A 15,823-nucleotide genomic window follows, 5' to 3' on the forward strand; every position below is an offset into this window, starting at 1 on the left:
TCTGTTTTATTTTTTTTGGTCCCGTGGTGTAGCGGTTAACATGCCTGCCTGTCACGCAGGAGATCGCCGGTTCGATCCCGGTCGGGACCGTAATTTTGATGATGAACACAGCGATCATGCTGTGTTCATTTTTTTTGGTTAAAAGACAATAACTCTTATGGAAAACAATATATTTTGATTTACGCTAGCTATTTCGCTAAACTATGTAAAGAATCAATAGAGGTGACATGATCAATGACATATACAAAAAAGCTGAATTCGCCAGAAGAAACCGAGAGTTTTGCAATTGACCTTGCAGAACGACTAGAACCCGGAGATTTGCTAACACTTGAAGGAGATTTGGGTGCTGGCAAAACAACCTTCACGAAAGGTCTTGCGAAAGGTCTTGGAATAAAACGTATGGTAAACAGCCCAACTTTTACAATTTTAAAACAATACTCAGGTCGTTTAGACTTAAACCATTTCGATGTTTATCGTCTTGAGAACAGCGACGAAGATATCGGTTTTGAGGAATTTTTCAATAGCGAAGCGGTGTCAGTTGTGGAATGGGCAAGGTTCATTGAAGAATATTTGCCAACAGAACGCTTAGAAATCACCATCAACCGACAATCTGAACAAGAGCGAAAAATGACCTTGAATCCGATTGGCAGACGGTATGAAAATCTTTGCAGGGAGCTAAACTTATGATCTATCTTGGAATTGATACCTCAAATTCTCCTTTGTCTATCGCGTTAATCGAAGACGAAAGAGTTTTAATAGAAGAAACATCAAATTTAAAAATCAACCACTCGTTAACAGCTATGCCAGCAATTGAAGAAATGATGAAAAAAGCAAAAATCACACCTGCTGAATTGACGCATATTGCAGTAGCTGAAGGACCGGGTTCTTATACAGGTGTGCGTATTGGTTTAACCATTGCAAAAACATTAGCATGGTCATTAAAAATTCCACTCCACCTTGTTTCTAGTTTAAAGGTACTTGCAGCAAATGGGCAGGGGTTTGAAGGACTAGTTTGTCCTATAATGGATGCTCGCCGTGGAACAGCTTTTATTGGCTTGTATGAAGGTGTGGGATTAATCCCTGTTTTTGCTGATCAGCATAGCGATGTAAGAGAATTCTTGCTCAAAATTAAAGAGCTCAATCAACCGGTGCTGTTTACCGGAGTAGATGCTAAATTCCACGAAGCACTTATTACAGAAGTGCTTGGAGAACAGGCTCGGTGGAGTGAAGTTTCAAACCGATTGCCACGTGCATCAAACCTGATTATGTTGGCTCGAAAATCTGAGGAAAGCGTAGTTCATCACGCGGTTCCTGAGTACCGCCGCATCACAGAAGCAGAAGCAAACTACAATAAAGCACAAGAAGGCAAAAGTGTATGAACGAAGCCGTAAACTTTAGAAAAATGACAACAGAAGATGTTGATGCTGTTTATGAAATCGAAAAATTGTCTTTTACGCTGCCTTGGACCAAAGAAGCGTTCTATAATGAAATGAATATTAATGAGCATGCATATTATGTGATTGCTGAAACTGAGGAAGGTATTGTGGGGTATTGTGGAATGTGGCTTGTAATGGATGAAGCGCATGTTACCAATATTGCTATTCACCCAGACCACCGGGGTAAAAAGTTAGGTGGCAGTTTGATGGAGGCAGCCATTAAGACAGCGAAAGCACAAGGTGCTGTGTTAATGACATTAGAAGCGCGAGTCAGCAATACAGTAGCTCAAAATCTTTACCGAAAATTAGGATTTAAAAATGGTGGCATTCGTAAACGGTATTATACGGATAATTACGAAGATGCTATAGTTATGTGGGTGAAATTCGATGAATAAAGACATTTATATATTGGGAATTGAAACAAGTTGTGATGAAACAGCCGCTTCTGTTGTTAAAAATGGAACAGAAATCATTTCAAATGTGGTAGCGTCTCAAATTGAGAGCCACAAACGTTTTGGTGGTGTCGTGCCAGAAATCGCTTCAAGACATCACGTGGAACAAATCACATTAGTTATTGAAGAAGCTTTACAGTTGGCAGGACTAGAACCGCATCAACTGGATGCAGTTGCAGTAACAGAAGGACCTGGATTAGTTGGGGCTTTATTGATTGGTGTCAATGCAGCAAAAGCTTTTGCTTTTGCTCATCAATTGCCTTTAGTAGGAGTTCACCATATTGCAGGTCACATCTATGCCAACCGGTTAGAACAAGAAATGGAGTTTCCACTTCTTGCTTTAGTTATTTCAGGTGGGCATACAGAGCTCATTTATATGAAAGAACATGGCGATTTCACAGTTATTGGAGAAACGCGTGATGATGCGGCAGGGGAAGCTTATGATAAAGTGGCGCGAACATTAGATTTGCCTTATCCAGGTGGTCCTCATATTGACCGTTTGGCGCATGCAGGGGAAGAAGCGATTACGTTCCCTCGGATCTGGCTTGAAGAAGGGTCTTATGATTTTAGTTTTAGTGGATTAAAATCGTCCGTTTTAAATTATATGCACAATGCCGCACAGCGTGGAGAAAAAGTAGTGCCAGAGCAAGTAGCAGCTGGTTTCCAAAACAGTGTTGTAGAAGTAGTAACAGGTAAAACCGTTCGGGCAGCTAAAGAATACAAAGTTCGTCAAGTCATTGCCGCAGGTGGAGTTGCAGCGAACAAAGGATTGAGAAAATCATTGGAAACGGCATTCCAGGAACTCGAACTTCCTTTCTATATTCCGTCATTGCCGTTATGTACGGATAATGCAGCTATGATTGCTGCAGCAGGAACCGTTATGTATGAAAAAGGACTTTTTGGCACGATGGCGATGAATGGTCGACCAGGTATGCCATTAACCTCATGGATTTAATAAAACAAGTAATTTCGTCATTTCAGTAGACCTGAAATGTGTGAAGTTACTTGTTTTTATTTACCATAAAATTCAGACTTCTGTACGTATGATGATAATTAGTCTGTCAATAGAGAACATTTGTACTTATGCACAATTTGTGAATAAACTGTTTATAACTAGAGGATAAAGAGTGAGTATTCTACATATTGTGTACCTCTAAGTGGAAAACTATGTGGATAACATTTAGTTATCTTGTGGGTAATGTGTAAAAGTCTGTTGACAGTTGATAAGACAATGTTGAGAATGTGGAGAAATCTGTGGAAATAAATATTTCACAAATAGCTATTGACCTATATATAGTAATGAAAAAACCGGCTATCCCATAGCCGGTTTAAATTAAATATTTTCAATTTTTTCCTGAATTTCAAGCCATTGCGTCATAACTTCTTCATGAGTTGACTTCAACTCTTCTAACTCATTTTGAAGTGGCAACACACGTTCATGATCTTGGAAGATTTCAGGTTTGCACAGTTGTTCTTCAATCTCGGTAATTTGTAAATCTAGTTTTTCCATCGTTTGCTCAATTTCTTCTGATTGTCGAACCAATTGACGTTCGAGCTTTTTCGCTTCTTTATCAATTTGCGAAGTAGAGGCAGCAACGGGAGCTTTGACTTCAGTGACTGAACCAGCTTCATCAAGTGCTTTTAGTTCAGCAATCTCAAGTTTTTTCTCAACGTAATAATCATAATCACCCAAGTATTCGGTCGTACCATCTTGCGTAAGTTCGCTAACTTTTGTGGCGATGCGGTTCATAAAGTAACGGTCATGCGATACGAAAAGCAATGTGCCTGGGTAATCGAGTAACGCATTTTCCAATACTTCTTTACTGTCGAGGTCCAAGTGGTTGGTTGGCTCATCGAGTAACAGCACATTGGCTTTTTGCATCATTAACTTCGCCAGTGCCACACGTGCTTTTTCGCCACCCGATAAAGTAGAGACAGGTTTTAGCACGTCGTCACCGGTAAACAAGAAGCGTCCTAATATGCCGCGTATATCTTTTTCATTGATTAATGGGTAATCGTCCCATAGTTCGTTTAAAACAAGTTTGTTGCCTTTTAAGTTAGCTTGTTCTTGATCGTAATAGCCAAATTGAATACCCGTACCATAATGAATATTGCCTTCAAGAGGTTTTAGCTCTTTCATAATGGTTTTTAGCAAAGTGGATTTTCCGACACCGTTCGGTCCTACGAGCGCTAAGCTTTCTTGGCGATATAGTTTTAATGAAATGTCTTTTGATACAGGTTCGGTGCCATATCCAATAGCTAACGATTGAACATTTAACACATCATTGCCGCTCTGTTTGCCAATTGTGAAACCAAAACTCGCTGACTTTTCATTGCCATCGGGGGCTTCCATCCAATCGGTTTTTTGCAGAACTCTCCGTCGGCTTTGCGCCATTTTTGTTGTGGAAGCTCGTGCTAAGTTTCGCTGGACGTAATCTTCAAGCTTGGCTTTTTCTCCTTGTTGCTTCTCAAACTGCTTTTGGTCAAGCTCGTATTGCTTCGCTTTTTCGTCTAAGTATCGACTGTAGTTACCGGTATACTTTTTAACTCGGTGACGAGACACTTCATAGACAAGCGTCACCACTTGGTCGAGGAAATAACGGTCATGGGAAACAATAAGCAAAGCACCCGGGTAATTTTTCAAGTAGTTTTCCAACCAGCTGAGTGTTTCAATGTCCAAGTGGTTGGTCGGCTCATCGAGAATTAATAGCTCGGGTTTGCTCAGTAAATGCTTAGCTAACATAAGCCGTGTTTTTTGGCCGCCCGATAAAGATGTTACTTTTTTATCGTAATCATGGGGATAAAATTTCATGCCGTGAAGAATGGCGCGTGTATCCGATTCGTATTGATACCCGCCTGCATCTTTAAAGTCATGTTGCAACAAGTCGTATTCTTTCATTACTTTGTTGTTTTCTTCGGGATTGTTATAGACATCGGGATTCGCCATTTGTGCTTCTAAGTGGCGAAGTTTCGCTTCTTGTTCACGGAAATGATGAAAAATTGTCATCATTTCATCCCACACAGTGGCGTCTGATTCTAAATTGGTTTGCTGTTCTAAATAGCCGATCGTCAAATCTTTCGGCATACTAATGTCGCCGCTGTCGTAAGACATTTCTCCAGCTATGATTTTCAATAAAGTCGATTTTCCTGCGCCGTTGCGGCCTACTAATGCCACACGATCGCGGTGTTGTACTTCTAATTTAACGCCTGAGAGAATCTCTTCTGCACCAAATGATTTATGGACTTGGTTTACTTGTAAAACAATCATGTAGGTCACCTCTATTCTCTTTAAGTGTAGCTGATAGGGCGGTTGTTCGCAATTGCACAAGTCTTTACATATCAAGGCTCCTACTGTAAGATGAAAGCGATTTGACAACACCTCAGGAGGATGCGAAAGCGTATGTTACACGAGACATCTAAAATTCCGCAAGCCACAACAAAAAGGCTGCCGTTATATTATCGTTTTCTTCAAAATTTCGCGAACGCCGGACAAAAACGGATTTCCTCGCAAGAATTAAGTGAAGCAATGAAAATTGACTCTGCCACAATTCGCCGTGATTTTTCCCATCTAGGCGCACTCGGCAAAAAAGGGTATGGCTACGACGTTCAAGAATTACTGCTATTTTTCCGCAAAACACTAGACCAAGATGAAGCGACAAATGTCGCATTGATTGGTGTTGGTGGGCTAGGCAGTGCATTCTTAAAGTATAATTTTCACCGCAACCACAATACAAAAATCATTGTGGCATTTGATTCGAACAGTCCGCTTGAAGGCGAGAAGATCAGCGAAATTGATACGTACCATCCCGATATGATTGAGGAAAAAATTAAAGAATATGGTGTGGAGCTAGTTATTTTAACGGTCCCTTCCCGGTCAGCTCAAGAAGTGACAGATCGCTTAGCGAAAACCGATATTAAAGGAATCTTGAATTTCACCCCGGTTCGAATTTCGGTGCCTGATCATATTCGCGTTCAAACCATCGATTTGTCGGTAGAACTGCAAACATTGATCTACCAAATCAAGCAACACTGACTTAAAACCTTCACATTTCAACAGCCTTTCGAAATAGCCAAACCCGCTCGAATGATGTAAAATAGAGCCATAATACAGGAGGTGCAACGTATGCCAGGTCCAATGAGTATCATTATTATCGGTGTTGTAGCTTTACTTGTTTTCGGTCCGAAAAAATTACCGGAACTTGGAAAAGCATTTGGTTCGTCTTTGCGTGAGTTTAAGAACGCTACAAAAGGACTTGTAGACGATGACGATGACAAAGTAGATTTGAAAAAGAAAGACTAGCAAAAGGAAATACGATAGGATGTTTGTCTAATGCCAGAAAATGAGATGACATTAATTGAACATATAGGAGAACTCCGAAAACGGCTGACCATCTTAGTCGTTTTCTTTGTATTAGCGATTATTGTGAGCTTTTTCCTCGCACAGCCGCTAATTCAGTATTTGCAGTATACCGAAGAAGCAAAAAATCTGACTTTGAATGCGTTCAAAATTACGGATCCATTAAAGATTTTTATGCAAGTAACCATGATTTTAGCGTTAATTATTACGTCGCCATTAATCATGTACCAATTTTGGGCGTTTATTAGTCCGGGACTTCTTGATAAAGAACGGAGAGCGACACTCAGTTACATTCCGTTTTCTGTCCTATTGTTTTTAGGTGGGATTGCTTTCGCCTATTTAATCTTGTTCCCATACGTCATCGGATTTATGCTGAATATTTCCGATAACATGAACATACAAGAAACCATTGGCATTAACGAGTATTTTCAATTCTTGTTCCAAATTACGTTACCGTTCGGTGTAATTTTCCAGCTGCCGGTATTGATGTTGTTTTTAACAAGACTTGGCATTATTACGCCAATGTTGATGACGAAATATCGTAAGTTTGCGTATCTTGGATTGGTGATCATTGCGGCGTTTATTACACCGCCTGACATTGTTTCACATATGATTGTCACGTTACCGCTTATTATTTTGTATGAATTTAGTGTCGTAATTGCTAAAATTGGTTATCGTAAATTCTTGAAAGCCGAGCAGCAACAAGCGATTGAAGAACAACAAGAAAGCCTTCCACCGAATTGATCGGGGAAGGCTTTTATTATTGCAGATTTTCAAGTTGTTTTTGAAATTCCATGATTTTGTCCATATTCAGTTGAATGACCATAACGTAACTGTTCAACAAAATATGAGCGATGATCGGTGTGACGATGCTTTTTGTTTTCTGGTATAAAAACGCTAAAATCAATCCTGTCGTGAAATACAGCAACAGGTGTGTAAAGTCGAAATGGATCAACGCGAACGTTAAAGCACTCACCGCAGTGGCGAAAAAGAAATTGGTCGTCTGATTTAATGAACCAAATAATACCCGGCGGAAAACGAGTTCTTCAAGAACTGGGCCAAACAAGACGATTGAAACAATCGCAAGCGGTACCACTTCAGCGATGCTCACTAAGGAAGCGGTGTTTTCAGAACCGGGTTCAATGCCGAGAAAATTCATTTCGATTAAAGCAGCAATGGATTGACCGATGAGTAATAACAAGAAGCCAAGAAAGCCCCATACAATCGACATGAGCAGAGACGACTTTTTGCCTTTCCAAATATCGAAAAAGCGTTTATCTCGCGACACGATAATGAGCGTTAAGAGAAAGCCAATTCCCATGGTCAAAAAGATTAACCAGCCAGATGTTGCAATGCCAGCAGCTTGCCGGTCCATACCTTGGCCTTGGAAGTAACTCATGGTAGGGCTAATAAACAGGATCGGTGAAAGCTGTGCGGCGATAAAAATCAACAATACATAAAGCGGTGTCTTTTTGCCCTTGGACTTTGGACGATACGTGCTTACTTTTTTTCGTTTTGGTTGATCGTTCATTTTTTAAAAAGTTGTCTATAAATTTTTTTTGTTTGTCGGGCATGATGTAATTCCTTTCACTTTTAAGCTCTCTCTTATTGTAGAGCTTTCAGAAGATAACCGCAAAGAAATCAAAATTATAATAGTTCCTACTTGCAAAAGACTGAAGATTTTATTAAACTTGTTAATGGGTTAGCACTCAAAGGTTGAGAGTGCTAATCGAGAACATTTAGATAATTTGAGGAGGGTGTTTCATTTGTTAAGACCACTAGGAGATCGTGTAATTATTGAGCTCATCGAAGCGGAAGAAAAAACATCAAGCGGTATCGTTTTACCGGGATCAGCACAAGAAAAACCGCAGGAGGGCCATGTGATCGCTGTAGGAAATGGACTTATTCGTGAAAACGGACAGCGCACAGCATTAGACGTGCAAGCTGGCGATCGCGTTATCTTCTCGAAATACGCAGGCTCTGAATTAAAATATGAAGGCAAAGAATATTTGATCTTACGTGAAAACGATATATTAGCAGTTTTAGGCTAAAATAAACCAACGACACAGGAGGAAGCTAAACATGGCAAAAGATATTAAGTTCAGCGAAGATGCACGCAGTTTAATGCTGAGAGGCGTAGATAAATTAGCAGACACAGTAAAAGTAACGCTTGGACCAAAAGGGCGTAACGTAGTGCTTGAGAAAAAATTCGGTTCGCCGTTAATCACCAACGATGGTGTGACAATCGCAAAAGAAATCGAACTTGAAAATGCTTTTGAAAACATGGGCGCGAAACTTGTTGCGGAAGTTGCTTCTAAAACAAACGACATCGCAGGTGACGGTACAACAACTGCAACGGTTCTTGCACAAGCAATGATCCGTGAAGGCTTGAAAAACGTTACAGCTGGCGCAAACCCAGTAGGCATCCGTCACGGTATTGAACTCGCAGTTGAAAGCGCACTTAGCGAATTAAAAGCGATTTCAAAACCAATCGAAGGCAAAGAATCCATTGCACAAGTTGCAGCGATTTCGTCTGGTGACGAAGAAGTCGGCAAACTGATTGCAGAAGCAATGGAGCGCGTTGGCAACGACGGCGTAATCACGCTAGAAGAATCACGCGGCTTTACAACGGAACTTGATGTGGTTGAAGGGATGCAATTTGACCGCGGCTACCAATCACCATACATGGTAACTGATTCAGATAAAATGGAAGCTGTTTTAGAAAATCCATTTATTTTAGTAACTGACAAGAAAATTGGCAACATCCAAGAAATCTTACCAGTCCTTGAACAAGTGGTTCAACAAAGCAAACCGTTACTTATCGTAGCTGAAGACGTTGAAGGCGAAGCGTTAGCAACATTAGTTGTTAACAAATTGCGTGGCACGTTTAACGCAGTAGCTGTAAAGGCACCAGGATTCGGTGATCGCCGCAAAGCAATGCTTGAGGATATTGCAGCATTAACTGGCGCAGAAGTGATTACAGAGGATCTAGGGCTTGAATTGAAAACAACAAACATTGCTCAACTTGGTCGCGCATCAAAAGTTGTTGTAACAAAAGAAAACACAACAATCGTAGAAGGCGCTGGCAACCAAGAGCATATCGTTGCGCGTGTTGGCCAAATCCGCAACCAATTAGAAGAGTCAACTTCTGAATTCGACAAAGAGAAACTACAAGAACGCTTAGCGAAATTAGCTGGCGGCGTGGCAGTGATCAAAGTCGGAGCGGCTACAGAAACAGAATTGAAAGAGCGTAAACTTCGCATTGAAGATGCGTTGAACTCAACTCGTGCAGCTGTAGAAGAAGGAATTGTTGCCGGCGGTGGTACTGCATTAGTCAACGTCTACAACAAAGTAGCAGAACTTCTTACATCACAAGAAGGCGACGTGGCAACAGGAATCAACATCGTACTTCGTGCGCTTGAAGAACCAGTTCGTCAAATCGCAACAAACGCAGGACTTGAAGGATCAATCATTGTTCACCGTCTGAAAACAGAAGAAGTCGGCATTGGCTATAACGCTGCTAATGGCGAATGGGTGAACATGGTCGAAGAAGGAATTGTGGATCCAACGAAAGTTACTCGTTCAGCATTGCAAAACGCAGCATCTGTTGCAGCAATGTTCTTAACAACTGAAGCAGTTGTTGCAGACATTCCTGAACCAGCAGGACAAGGCGGCGGCATGCCTGATATGGGCGGCATGGGCGGCATGATGTAAGTAGCACCTTATCCTTAACTTATGAGGGTTCATGTGTTAAAAACATCTTATTGCTTTTATTCGTGACATTAAACTACACAAAAGAGCCTCACACTAATTCAACGAATTAATGTGAGGCTCTTTTTTTATTAGGTAAGTTTAAAAACTAGCGCTCAACAGATTGTTGCTTTGCCAAATAAGGCAACTCCAAATGATCACGCAATGTTGTTCCTTTGTATTCCATCCGGAAAATCTTGCGTGTTTGCAAAATCGGCACGACCTGGTCGACAAACGCTTCGAGTTCGCTTGGCAAATTGGCAATGATCATAAAGCCGTCTGCTGCGTGTTGTTGGTACCACGATTCGATCAAATTAGCGACGTGTTCAGGTGTGCCCATAAAAGGTGTGCGAGGAGTTGCTTCGCGCAAAGCCACTTGGCGCAAGCTTAAGTTTTCCTTGAGTGATTCCCTTTTAATGCGATCGGTATCGCTTTGGAAACTGTTTTTGCCGATGGTTCCGATATCCGGAAACGGTTCATCAAGTGGATACTTTGAAAAATCATGGTGCTCAAACAGCCGTCCTAAAAAAGCGAGAGCTTGTTCAGTGGTGACTAAACTCGCCAGTTCTTGGTATTTTCGTTCGGCATCTTCTGCGGTCTCGCCAATAATGGGGCTGATGCCTTGTAAGACTAGTACGTCGCTAGGCTCACGACCGCTCAAACGGACTTGTTCTTTAACGTTTTTATAATACTGCGTGGCTTCTTCTATTCTTGGCATAATGGCAAACACGGCATCTGCTTGTTGAGCAGAAAAAGCAATGCCGTCTTTAGAAGAACCGGCTTGGAAAATGACCGGCTGTCCTTGTGGTGAGCGGCCAATGTTTAATGGTCCTTGGACAGAAAAGAATTCGCCTTGATAGTGTAATGGATGTAATTTCGCTGGATCAAAAAACTGACCAGATTCTTTATCGCGAACAAAGGCATCATCTTCCCAAGAATTCCATAAGCCTTTCATGACGTAAACAAATTCCGCAGCCATTCGGTAGCGTTCGGCGTGACTGGGGTGATCGTCGAGTTGTTTACTGAAATTCAATGCCGTCTTTTCTAGTCCAGAAGTTACTACGTTCCATCCAGCGCGACCACCGCTCAACATGTCTAATGAAGCAAATTGTCTTGCAGCAGAAAACGGTTCGCTATAGGTGGTGGATAACGTGCTCACGAGTCCGATGTTCGACGTTACTGCAGCGAGTGCAGAAAGAACGGTTAACGGTTCAAAGCGATTTAAGTAATGGGGGTTTGATTTTTCGTTGATGTAAAGAGCATCTGCAATAAAAACAAAATCAAATTTGCCGCGTTCTGAAGTTTGCGCTTGCTGTTTATAAAAATCGAAACTGACACTGGCATCCGCAGGTATATCGGGATGTCGCCAATCCGAAATTTTTTCACCGGCTCCGTGAATCATCATTCCGAGTTTTAGTTGCTTTCTCACATTACATTGTCCTTTCGATAATCCTTTGTCTTAGATTATGGTACGTATCCTGTTAAGTGTCAAGACAGGTGTCGTGTAGTGGGTTTTGAAACTATAAAACTTAACCGAAACGACAATGAGCAAACAAGCAATAAAATAGGAAAAAATATTGCAGTATAGTATGATGCTCCTGTAGAGAGTTAAGGAGTGAAAAAATGACCGAACAATCGTATGAAAAACATGTGCGTTACCCAAGGTTACAACTTTTTTTCTGGGTACCGTTAAGCTTTATATTGTTTTTAACAACAGCTAGTTATGGAGTTTTTCAATTCGTGAAAAATGGCTTTTCAATGCAGCTCTTATTGATATTTGCTATTGTGGTCCTGGCGATTATCCCAGGAATGCTTGCAAGAATTTATGCACTTACGTTACAAGATCGATTGATTTGCACCGAAGAACAATTGCGGTATTTTATGCTGACAGGAAACCGTCTAGATCCGCGCCTAACAAAGTCACAACTAATCGCGTTGCGCTTTGCGCCTGATGCGGAAGTAGTGGCGTTGGCTGAACGGGCAGTAGTGGAAGAGTTATCCGCAGACGCTATTAAAAAGTCTATCAACATGTGGCGCGCTGATCATCAACGCGTTTAAATCGAAAAAAGCTCACGCTATCTTTTACAGATAGCGTGAGCTTTTTATGTGTGTTAATTTTCCTTTGTGACGGGTTTTGGACTTTTAATAGCAAACGATAATAGGAATCCAAAGGCTGCAATAGCTCCAGCGACAACAAAGGCCATATTCACTCCGTGAATGGCGCCAGCAACTGAACTGTCACTAGCAGCAGTAACGGTCACAGTCACAAGAACTGCCGTCCCTATTGCGCCAGAAATTTGGCGGAATGTATTGTTCATCGCTGTCCCATGAGGAATTAAATGATTTGGCAACTGATTTAACCCAAGTGTAGTAGAAGGCATCATCACCATTGAGATTCCTCCCATACGAATGGCATTCAACACTGCTAAATAGAGGAATGTCGTGTCTTGAGATAAGTTGGCAAAGAAAAAAGTTGTGACGGTCAAAATGGCAAAACCAATACGCAATAACCATTTGGCGCCGTATTTATCAAACAAAGCACCGGTTACGGGGTTCATAATTCCCATAATTATAGCGCCTGGCAACAACATCAGTCCGGAATGCAATGCATCAAACCCAAGTAAGTTTTGCATAAACAACGGCAAAATCACTGTAGTGGCAATCATTGAAGCAAAAACGATCATGCCCAGTGAAGTTGCAATTGAGAAGATGCGGTATTTAAATACACGAAATTCAAGAATGGGTTGTTTTAATTTCAATTGTCTCGTGATAAACCAGTAAAGAGCAATGGCACCAATGACAAGGGAAACGACTACGTTGGTACTAAGCCAACCGACATTTCCTGCGATACTAAAGCCGTAAAGAAGCCCTCCAAATCCAAGAGTCGAAAGGACAATCGACAAATAGTCCATTGTCGGATTGGTTTGTTCGGTTACATTTTTTAATACGACATAAGCAGCAGCGAGAATGATCAATGCTATCGGCAACACCACATAAAAAACGCTGCGCCACGGATAATGATCAACTAAATACCCTGATAAACTCGGTCCAATTGCAGGTGCAAAAGCAATAATTAACCCAAACATCCCCATGGCTTTTCCTCGTTGTGAAACAGGGAAAATCAAGAAAAGAATAGTTTGCAAGAGCGGCATCATAATTCCGGCGCCAGCGCCTTGCAACATGCGGCCCATTAATAGGAATGTGAAGTTAGGTGAGATAGCAGCGAGTAGAGTGCCTGCTGCAAACAAACTCATAGCGGTTAAAAATAAACTGCGTGTGGTAAATTTGCCGATTAAAAAGGCGGTAATGGGAATCATAATACCGTTGACGAGCATAAAAATAGACTGCAGCCATTGCACGGTACTTTCGCTGATTTTTAGATCGTTCATAATCGGCGGAAGGGCTGTAGCAAGAAGTGTTTGATTTAAAATGGTGATAAAAGCACCTGATAGCAAAACAGCTAAAAGAGGAATATGCTTTTTCAAATCAAACGGTTGTGTATTATCAAGAGCTTGTGAACTGACCATTAATTGAATAGCACTCCTTTAGTAATCGTGAATTTAGTTTTGGAATGGTCACGAAAATGATAGTGAGTATCTCTTTATCATAGATGTTATTAGTCTATACCTCAATTACCTTGTTTATAGTCTTTTCAATAGAAGATTAGTATGGAGAATTTTCGGCAAGACGTTTATGACGGGGAGAAGTAGCTATCAAATCTTCAAAAATAACGGTCTGTTTTTAAGAGAAAATGTGATTTGAATTCCAGAAAATGGTTGAATACTGACTCGAATTCTTCAATTATGTATCTAAGAGTCAAAAGGGTTGTCAAATTGTGTGTAACTCCTATACAATTACATACTTATTGCCAAAAAGCTTTTGAGTGTCGTGCTTCTCTAATGCAAAAGATAAGGTAAAGACAATTGAACATACTGTTTAGAAATAGATGTGCAGAGCACGCTGTTACACGGAGCAGCTAGTGAGATTGAAATCATCAATGTGGAGAAAGTTCTCCACTTTTTAACATGTGTGTTTATGCGCATGCTACTAATAGGAGGTTTTATTTTTTGAAGAAATATGCATCAAAGACAGATTGGCCCGTACTGATCATCAGTGGTGGGTTACTTGTCGCTTTTGTTCTTGCAGCATTTATCAACGTAGAGTTTGTGTCGAATAGTGTAAATCAATCATTTGCATTTGCCGTGAAGTATTTTGGGGCATTTTGGCAAGTCTTGTTATTGGGAACATTTTTTATTGCACTTTTTCTAGGATTTTCGAAATACGGGAAAGTTCGGCTAGGTGCAATGGACAAGCCGGAAGTCGGGTATTTTAAATGGATTGCCATGATTATGACAACCTTATTAGCAGCAGGAGGAGTATTTTGGGCAGCTGCTGAGCCGATGTATCATTTTCTTGATGTATCCCCTAATTTCACAGGTCCAGGTGTAGACTCGGGTACGGAAAGTGCCATTGTTCCCGCTTTTGCCCAATCTTATTTACATTGGGGATTTCTTGCGTGGTCAATTCTTGGGACACTTGGAACAATCGTTCTAATGTATGCTCATTATCAAAAAGGTATGCCGTTAAAACCGCGTACATTATTGTATCCGTTGCTTGGTGAAAAAATTATGAAAAACAATGTATTGGGTACAATCATTGATGCATCTGCCATTATTGCAGTTGCAGCCGGAACAATAGGACCTATTGGGTTTCTTGGCTTGCAAGCCGCGTACGGAATGGAAGCATTGTTCGGCGTGCCGAATAACTTGTTTACGCAAGTGATGATCATCGTCACTGTAGTCGCAATTGCAACGATCTCTGCTATTACAGGGTTGCGTAAAGGAATACAATTTCTAAGTAATTTGAATATCATTATTACAATTGTTTTAATGCTTGCCATTTTAGTGTTAGGACCGGGCGGATTTATTTTTGATACGTTTCTTGCAGCAACTGGAGTTCACCTTCAGGAATTCTTAGCAATGAGTACGTTCCGCGGAGATTCTGGTTGGTTAGGTTATTGGACCGTCTTTTTCTGGGGTTGGTTCCTAGGATATGGACCGATGATGGCGATTTTTATTGCTACCATTACACGTGGACGCACGATTCGCGAGTTAATTACGGCAGTTTCTATCATCGCGCCGACTGTTACGGCATTTTGGTTTACGGTTGTTGGCGGAACAGGGATGTTTTATGAACTTGGTCAGCCAGGGATTGTATCGGATGCATTAAACACATCGGGTATGCCAGCTGCGATGGTGGCCATTACTCAACAATTACCATTTAGTTCAGTTATAGCGCCACTGTTCTTACTCGTCACCATCTTATTTGTTGTCACGACTGCTGACTCGATGGCGTACACCATTTCAGTTGCCATCACAGGCGATGGTCATCCGCCGAAAATTATGCGTGTTTTTTGGTCAATTATTATGGGAGCTGTAGCAATTGTGCTCTTAATGATTAGCGAAGGTGGCATTCAAGCGATTCAATCGTTTATTGTCGTTACGGCCATTCCGGTTTCGTTGCTATTATTGCCAACATTCTGGGCGGCACCTAAAGCTGCGAAAATTATGTTCGAAGACCAATTTGGCAGAAGTGCTAAATCGAAGAGTCGAGCAATGGGGACACACCCATTAAAAGACGTATAAATAGAGATAATTTTCAGCAATGACCAATAAAATAACTTGAAAACAGTCAGCAACTCATTGTGAGTATGCTGGCTTTTTTTTAGTAGGAGAAGCGATATATGTTCAAAATATGGCAACGCTTTCAATAATTCGACCCAATATGACAATTGTCACTAGTACCATACAAGTTTGTCATGTAAGTTA

15 protein-coding genes and 1 tRNA gene are annotated in these 15,823 nt (G+C 41.1%); 12 read left to right on the forward strand and 4 right to left on the reverse strand.

Translation table 11 applies throughout. The annotated features are described in order from the left end of the window. The first annotated feature begins 17 nt into the window (after positions 1-17). The 5 genes from GPDM_RS05795 to tsaD all read left to right on the forward strand — a co-directional run bounded on the left by GPDM_RS05795 (position 18) and on the right by tsaD (position 2,843). Positions 18-90: transfer RNA gene (locus tag GPDM_RS05795), tRNA-Asp, on the forward strand. A 144-nt stretch (positions 91-234) separates the two neighbouring features. Next, positions 235-687: a tRNA (adenosine(37)-N6)-threonylcarbamoyltransferase complex ATPase subunit type 1 TsaE gene (gene tsaE, locus GPDM_RS05800; protein WP_008429880.1), complete on the forward strand. Its 453-nt coding sequence runs from the start codon at positions 235-237 to the stop codon at positions 685-687. Beyond that, positions 684-1,379 (forward strand): tRNA (adenosine(37)-N6)-threonylcarbamoyltransferase complex dimerization subunit type 1 TsaB, encoded by a 696-nt coding sequence (gene tsaB, locus GPDM_RS05805; protein WP_008429881.1) that lies wholly within the window; start codon positions 684-686, stop codon positions 1,377-1,379. The genes tsaE and tsaB overlap by 4 nt, the downstream gene beginning before the upstream one ends. After that, on the forward strand, positions 1,376-1,831 hold the full coding sequence (rimI, locus tag GPDM_RS05810; protein WP_008429882.1) for a ribosomal protein S18-alanine N-acetyltransferase: 456 nt from the start codon (positions 1,376-1,378) through the stop codon (positions 1,829-1,831). Before tsaB ends, rimI begins: the two co-directional genes overlap by 4 nt. Beyond that, positions 1,824-2,843 carry a tRNA (adenosine(37)-N6)-threonylcarbamoyltransferase complex transferase subunit TsaD gene (tsaD, locus tag GPDM_RS05815; RefSeq protein WP_008429884.1) on the forward strand — a complete coding sequence of 340 codons (1,020 nt, stop codon included), beginning with the start codon at positions 1,824-1,826 and terminating at the stop codon, positions 2,841-2,843. The genes rimI and tsaD overlap by 8 nt, the downstream gene beginning before the upstream one ends. A gap of 378 nt (positions 2,844-3,221) precedes the next feature. Here tsaD and GPDM_RS05820 read toward each other — a convergent pair whose 3' ends face one another. Further along, on the reverse strand, positions 3,222-5,156 hold the full coding sequence (locus GPDM_RS05820; protein ID WP_008429885.1) for an ABC-F family ATP-binding cassette domain-containing protein: 1,935 nt from the start codon (positions 5,154-5,156) through the stop codon (positions 3,222-3,224). A gap of 132 nt (positions 5,157-5,288) precedes the next feature. Between GPDM_RS05820 and GPDM_RS05825 the strand changes: the two genes are divergently transcribed. The 3 genes from GPDM_RS05825 (at position 5,289) to tatC (ending at position 6,989) form a co-directional block, all read left to right on the forward strand. After that, entirely contained in the window at positions 5,289-5,921 is a 633-nt protein-coding gene (locus tag GPDM_RS05825; protein ID WP_008429888.1) for a redox-sensing transcriptional repressor Rex, read from the forward strand. Positions 5,922-6,011: 90 nt separating this feature from the next. Beyond that, positions 6,012-6,188 carry a twin-arginine translocase TatA/TatE family subunit gene (locus tag GPDM_RS05830; protein ID WP_008429889.1) on the forward strand — a complete coding sequence of 59 codons (177 nt, stop codon included), beginning with the start codon at positions 6,012-6,014 and terminating at the stop codon, positions 6,186-6,188. Positions 6,189-6,218: 30 nt separating this feature from the next. Beyond that, positions 6,219-6,989, forward strand: a complete 771-nt coding sequence (gene tatC, locus GPDM_RS05835) for a twin-arginine translocase subunit TatC (RefSeq protein WP_008429891.1) — start codon at positions 6,219-6,221, stop codon at positions 6,987-6,989. A 16-nt stretch (positions 6,990-7,005) separates the two neighbouring features. Here the strand turns inward: tatC and GPDM_RS05840 are convergent, their stop codons facing one another. Then, a complete protein-coding gene (locus GPDM_RS05840; RefSeq protein ID WP_008429892.1) occupies positions 7,006-7,776 on the reverse strand; it encodes a CPBP family intramembrane glutamic endopeptidase in 771 nt (256 codons plus the stop codon). 235 nt (positions 7,777-8,011) lie between these two features. Here GPDM_RS05840 and groES point away from each other — a divergent pair, with 235 nt between their 5' ends. Together groES and groL are read left to right on the forward strand one after the other, a co-directional pair. Beyond that, entirely contained in the window at positions 8,012-8,296 is a 285-nt protein-coding gene (groES, locus tag GPDM_RS05845; protein WP_008429894.1) for a co-chaperone GroES, read from the forward strand. 31 nt (positions 8,297-8,327) lie between these two features. Then, positions 8,328-9,959 (forward strand): chaperonin GroEL, encoded by a 1,632-nt coding sequence (gene groL / locus GPDM_RS05850; protein ID WP_008429895.1) that lies wholly within the window; start codon positions 8,328-8,330, stop codon positions 9,957-9,959. Between the two features lie 145 nt (positions 9,960-10,104). Here the strand turns inward: groL and GPDM_RS05855 are convergent, their stop codons facing one another. Beyond that, on the reverse strand, positions 10,105-11,400 hold the full coding sequence (locus tag GPDM_RS05855) for an LLM class flavin-dependent oxidoreductase (RefSeq protein WP_192806494.1): 1,296 nt from the start codon (positions 11,398-11,400) through the stop codon (positions 10,105-10,107). Between the two features lie 218 nt (positions 11,401-11,618). Here GPDM_RS05855 and GPDM_RS05860 point away from each other — a divergent pair, with 218 nt between their 5' ends. Next, on the forward strand, positions 11,619-12,053 hold the full coding sequence (locus GPDM_RS05860) for a DUF6526 family protein (protein WP_008429899.1): 435 nt from the start codon (positions 11,619-11,621) through the stop codon (positions 12,051-12,053). A gap of 53 nt (positions 12,054-12,106) precedes the next feature. On the opposite strand, the gene GPDM_RS05865 is transcribed toward GPDM_RS05860, so the two are convergent. Next, a complete protein-coding gene (locus tag GPDM_RS05865; RefSeq protein WP_008429900.1) occupies positions 12,107-13,522 on the reverse strand; it encodes a DHA2 family efflux MFS transporter permease subunit in 1,416 nt (471 codons plus the stop codon). Positions 13,523-14,062: 540 nt separating this feature from the next. Between GPDM_RS05865 and GPDM_RS05870 the strand changes: the two genes are divergently transcribed. Beyond that, complete coding sequence (locus GPDM_RS05870) at positions 14,063-15,640, forward strand: BCCT family transporter (RefSeq protein WP_008429902.1); 1,578 nt, start codon at positions 14,063-14,065, stop codon at positions 15,638-15,640. Positions 15,641-15,823 lie beyond the last annotated feature (183 nt).

It is taken from the genome of Planococcus donghaensis MPA1U2 (assembly GCF_000189395.1).
In the GTDB taxonomy this organism is placed as follows: Bacteria; Bacillota; Bacilli; order Bacillales_A; family Planococcaceae; genus Planococcus; species Planococcus donghaensis_B.

Excerpts from the sequence above, each read along its gene's own strand:
- tsaE (WP_008429880.1), top strand. The coding sequence starts at position 235 with ATGACATATACAAAAAAGCTGAATTCGCCAGAAGAAACCGAGAGTTTT.
- tsaB (WP_008429881.1), top strand. The coding sequence starts at position 684 with ATGATCTATCTTGGAATTGATACCTCAAATTCTCCTTTGTCTATCGCG.
- rimI (WP_008429882.1), top strand. The coding sequence starts at position 1,376 with ATGAACGAAGCCGTAAACTTTAGAAAAATGACAACAGAAGATGTTGAT.
- tsaD (WP_008429884.1), top strand. The coding sequence starts at position 1,824 with ATGAATAAAGACATTTATATATTGGGAATTGAAACAAGTTGTGATGAA.
- GPDM_RS05820 (WP_008429885.1), bottom strand. The coding sequence starts at position 5,156 with ATGATTGTTTTACAAGTAAACCAAGTCCATAAATCATTTGGTGCAGAA.
- GPDM_RS05825 (WP_008429888.1), top strand. The coding sequence starts at position 5,289 with ATGTTACACGAGACATCTAAAATTCCGCAAGCCACAACAAAAAGGCTG.
- GPDM_RS05830 (WP_008429889.1), top strand. The coding sequence starts at position 6,012 with ATGCCAGGTCCAATGAGTATCATTATTATCGGTGTTGTAGCTTTACTT.
- tatC (WP_008429891.1), top strand. The coding sequence starts at position 6,219 with ATGCCAGAAAATGAGATGACATTAATTGAACATATAGGAGAACTCCGA.
- GPDM_RS05840 (WP_008429892.1), bottom strand. The coding sequence starts at position 7,776 with ATGAACGATCAACCAAAACGAAAAAAAGTAAGCACGTATCGTCCAAAG.
- groL (WP_008429895.1), top strand. The coding sequence starts at position 8,328 with ATGGCAAAAGATATTAAGTTCAGCGAAGATGCACGCAGTTTAATGCTG.
- GPDM_RS05855 (WP_192806494.1), bottom strand. The coding sequence starts at position 11,400 with ATGATGATTCACGGAGCCGGTGAAAAAATTTCGGATTGGCGACATCCC.
- GPDM_RS05860 (WP_008429899.1), top strand. The coding sequence starts at position 11,619 with ATGACCGAACAATCGTATGAAAAACATGTGCGTTACCCAAGGTTACAA.
- GPDM_RS05865 (WP_008429900.1), bottom strand. The coding sequence starts at position 13,522 with ATGGTCAGTTCACAAGCTCTTGATAATACACAACCGTTTGATTTGAAA.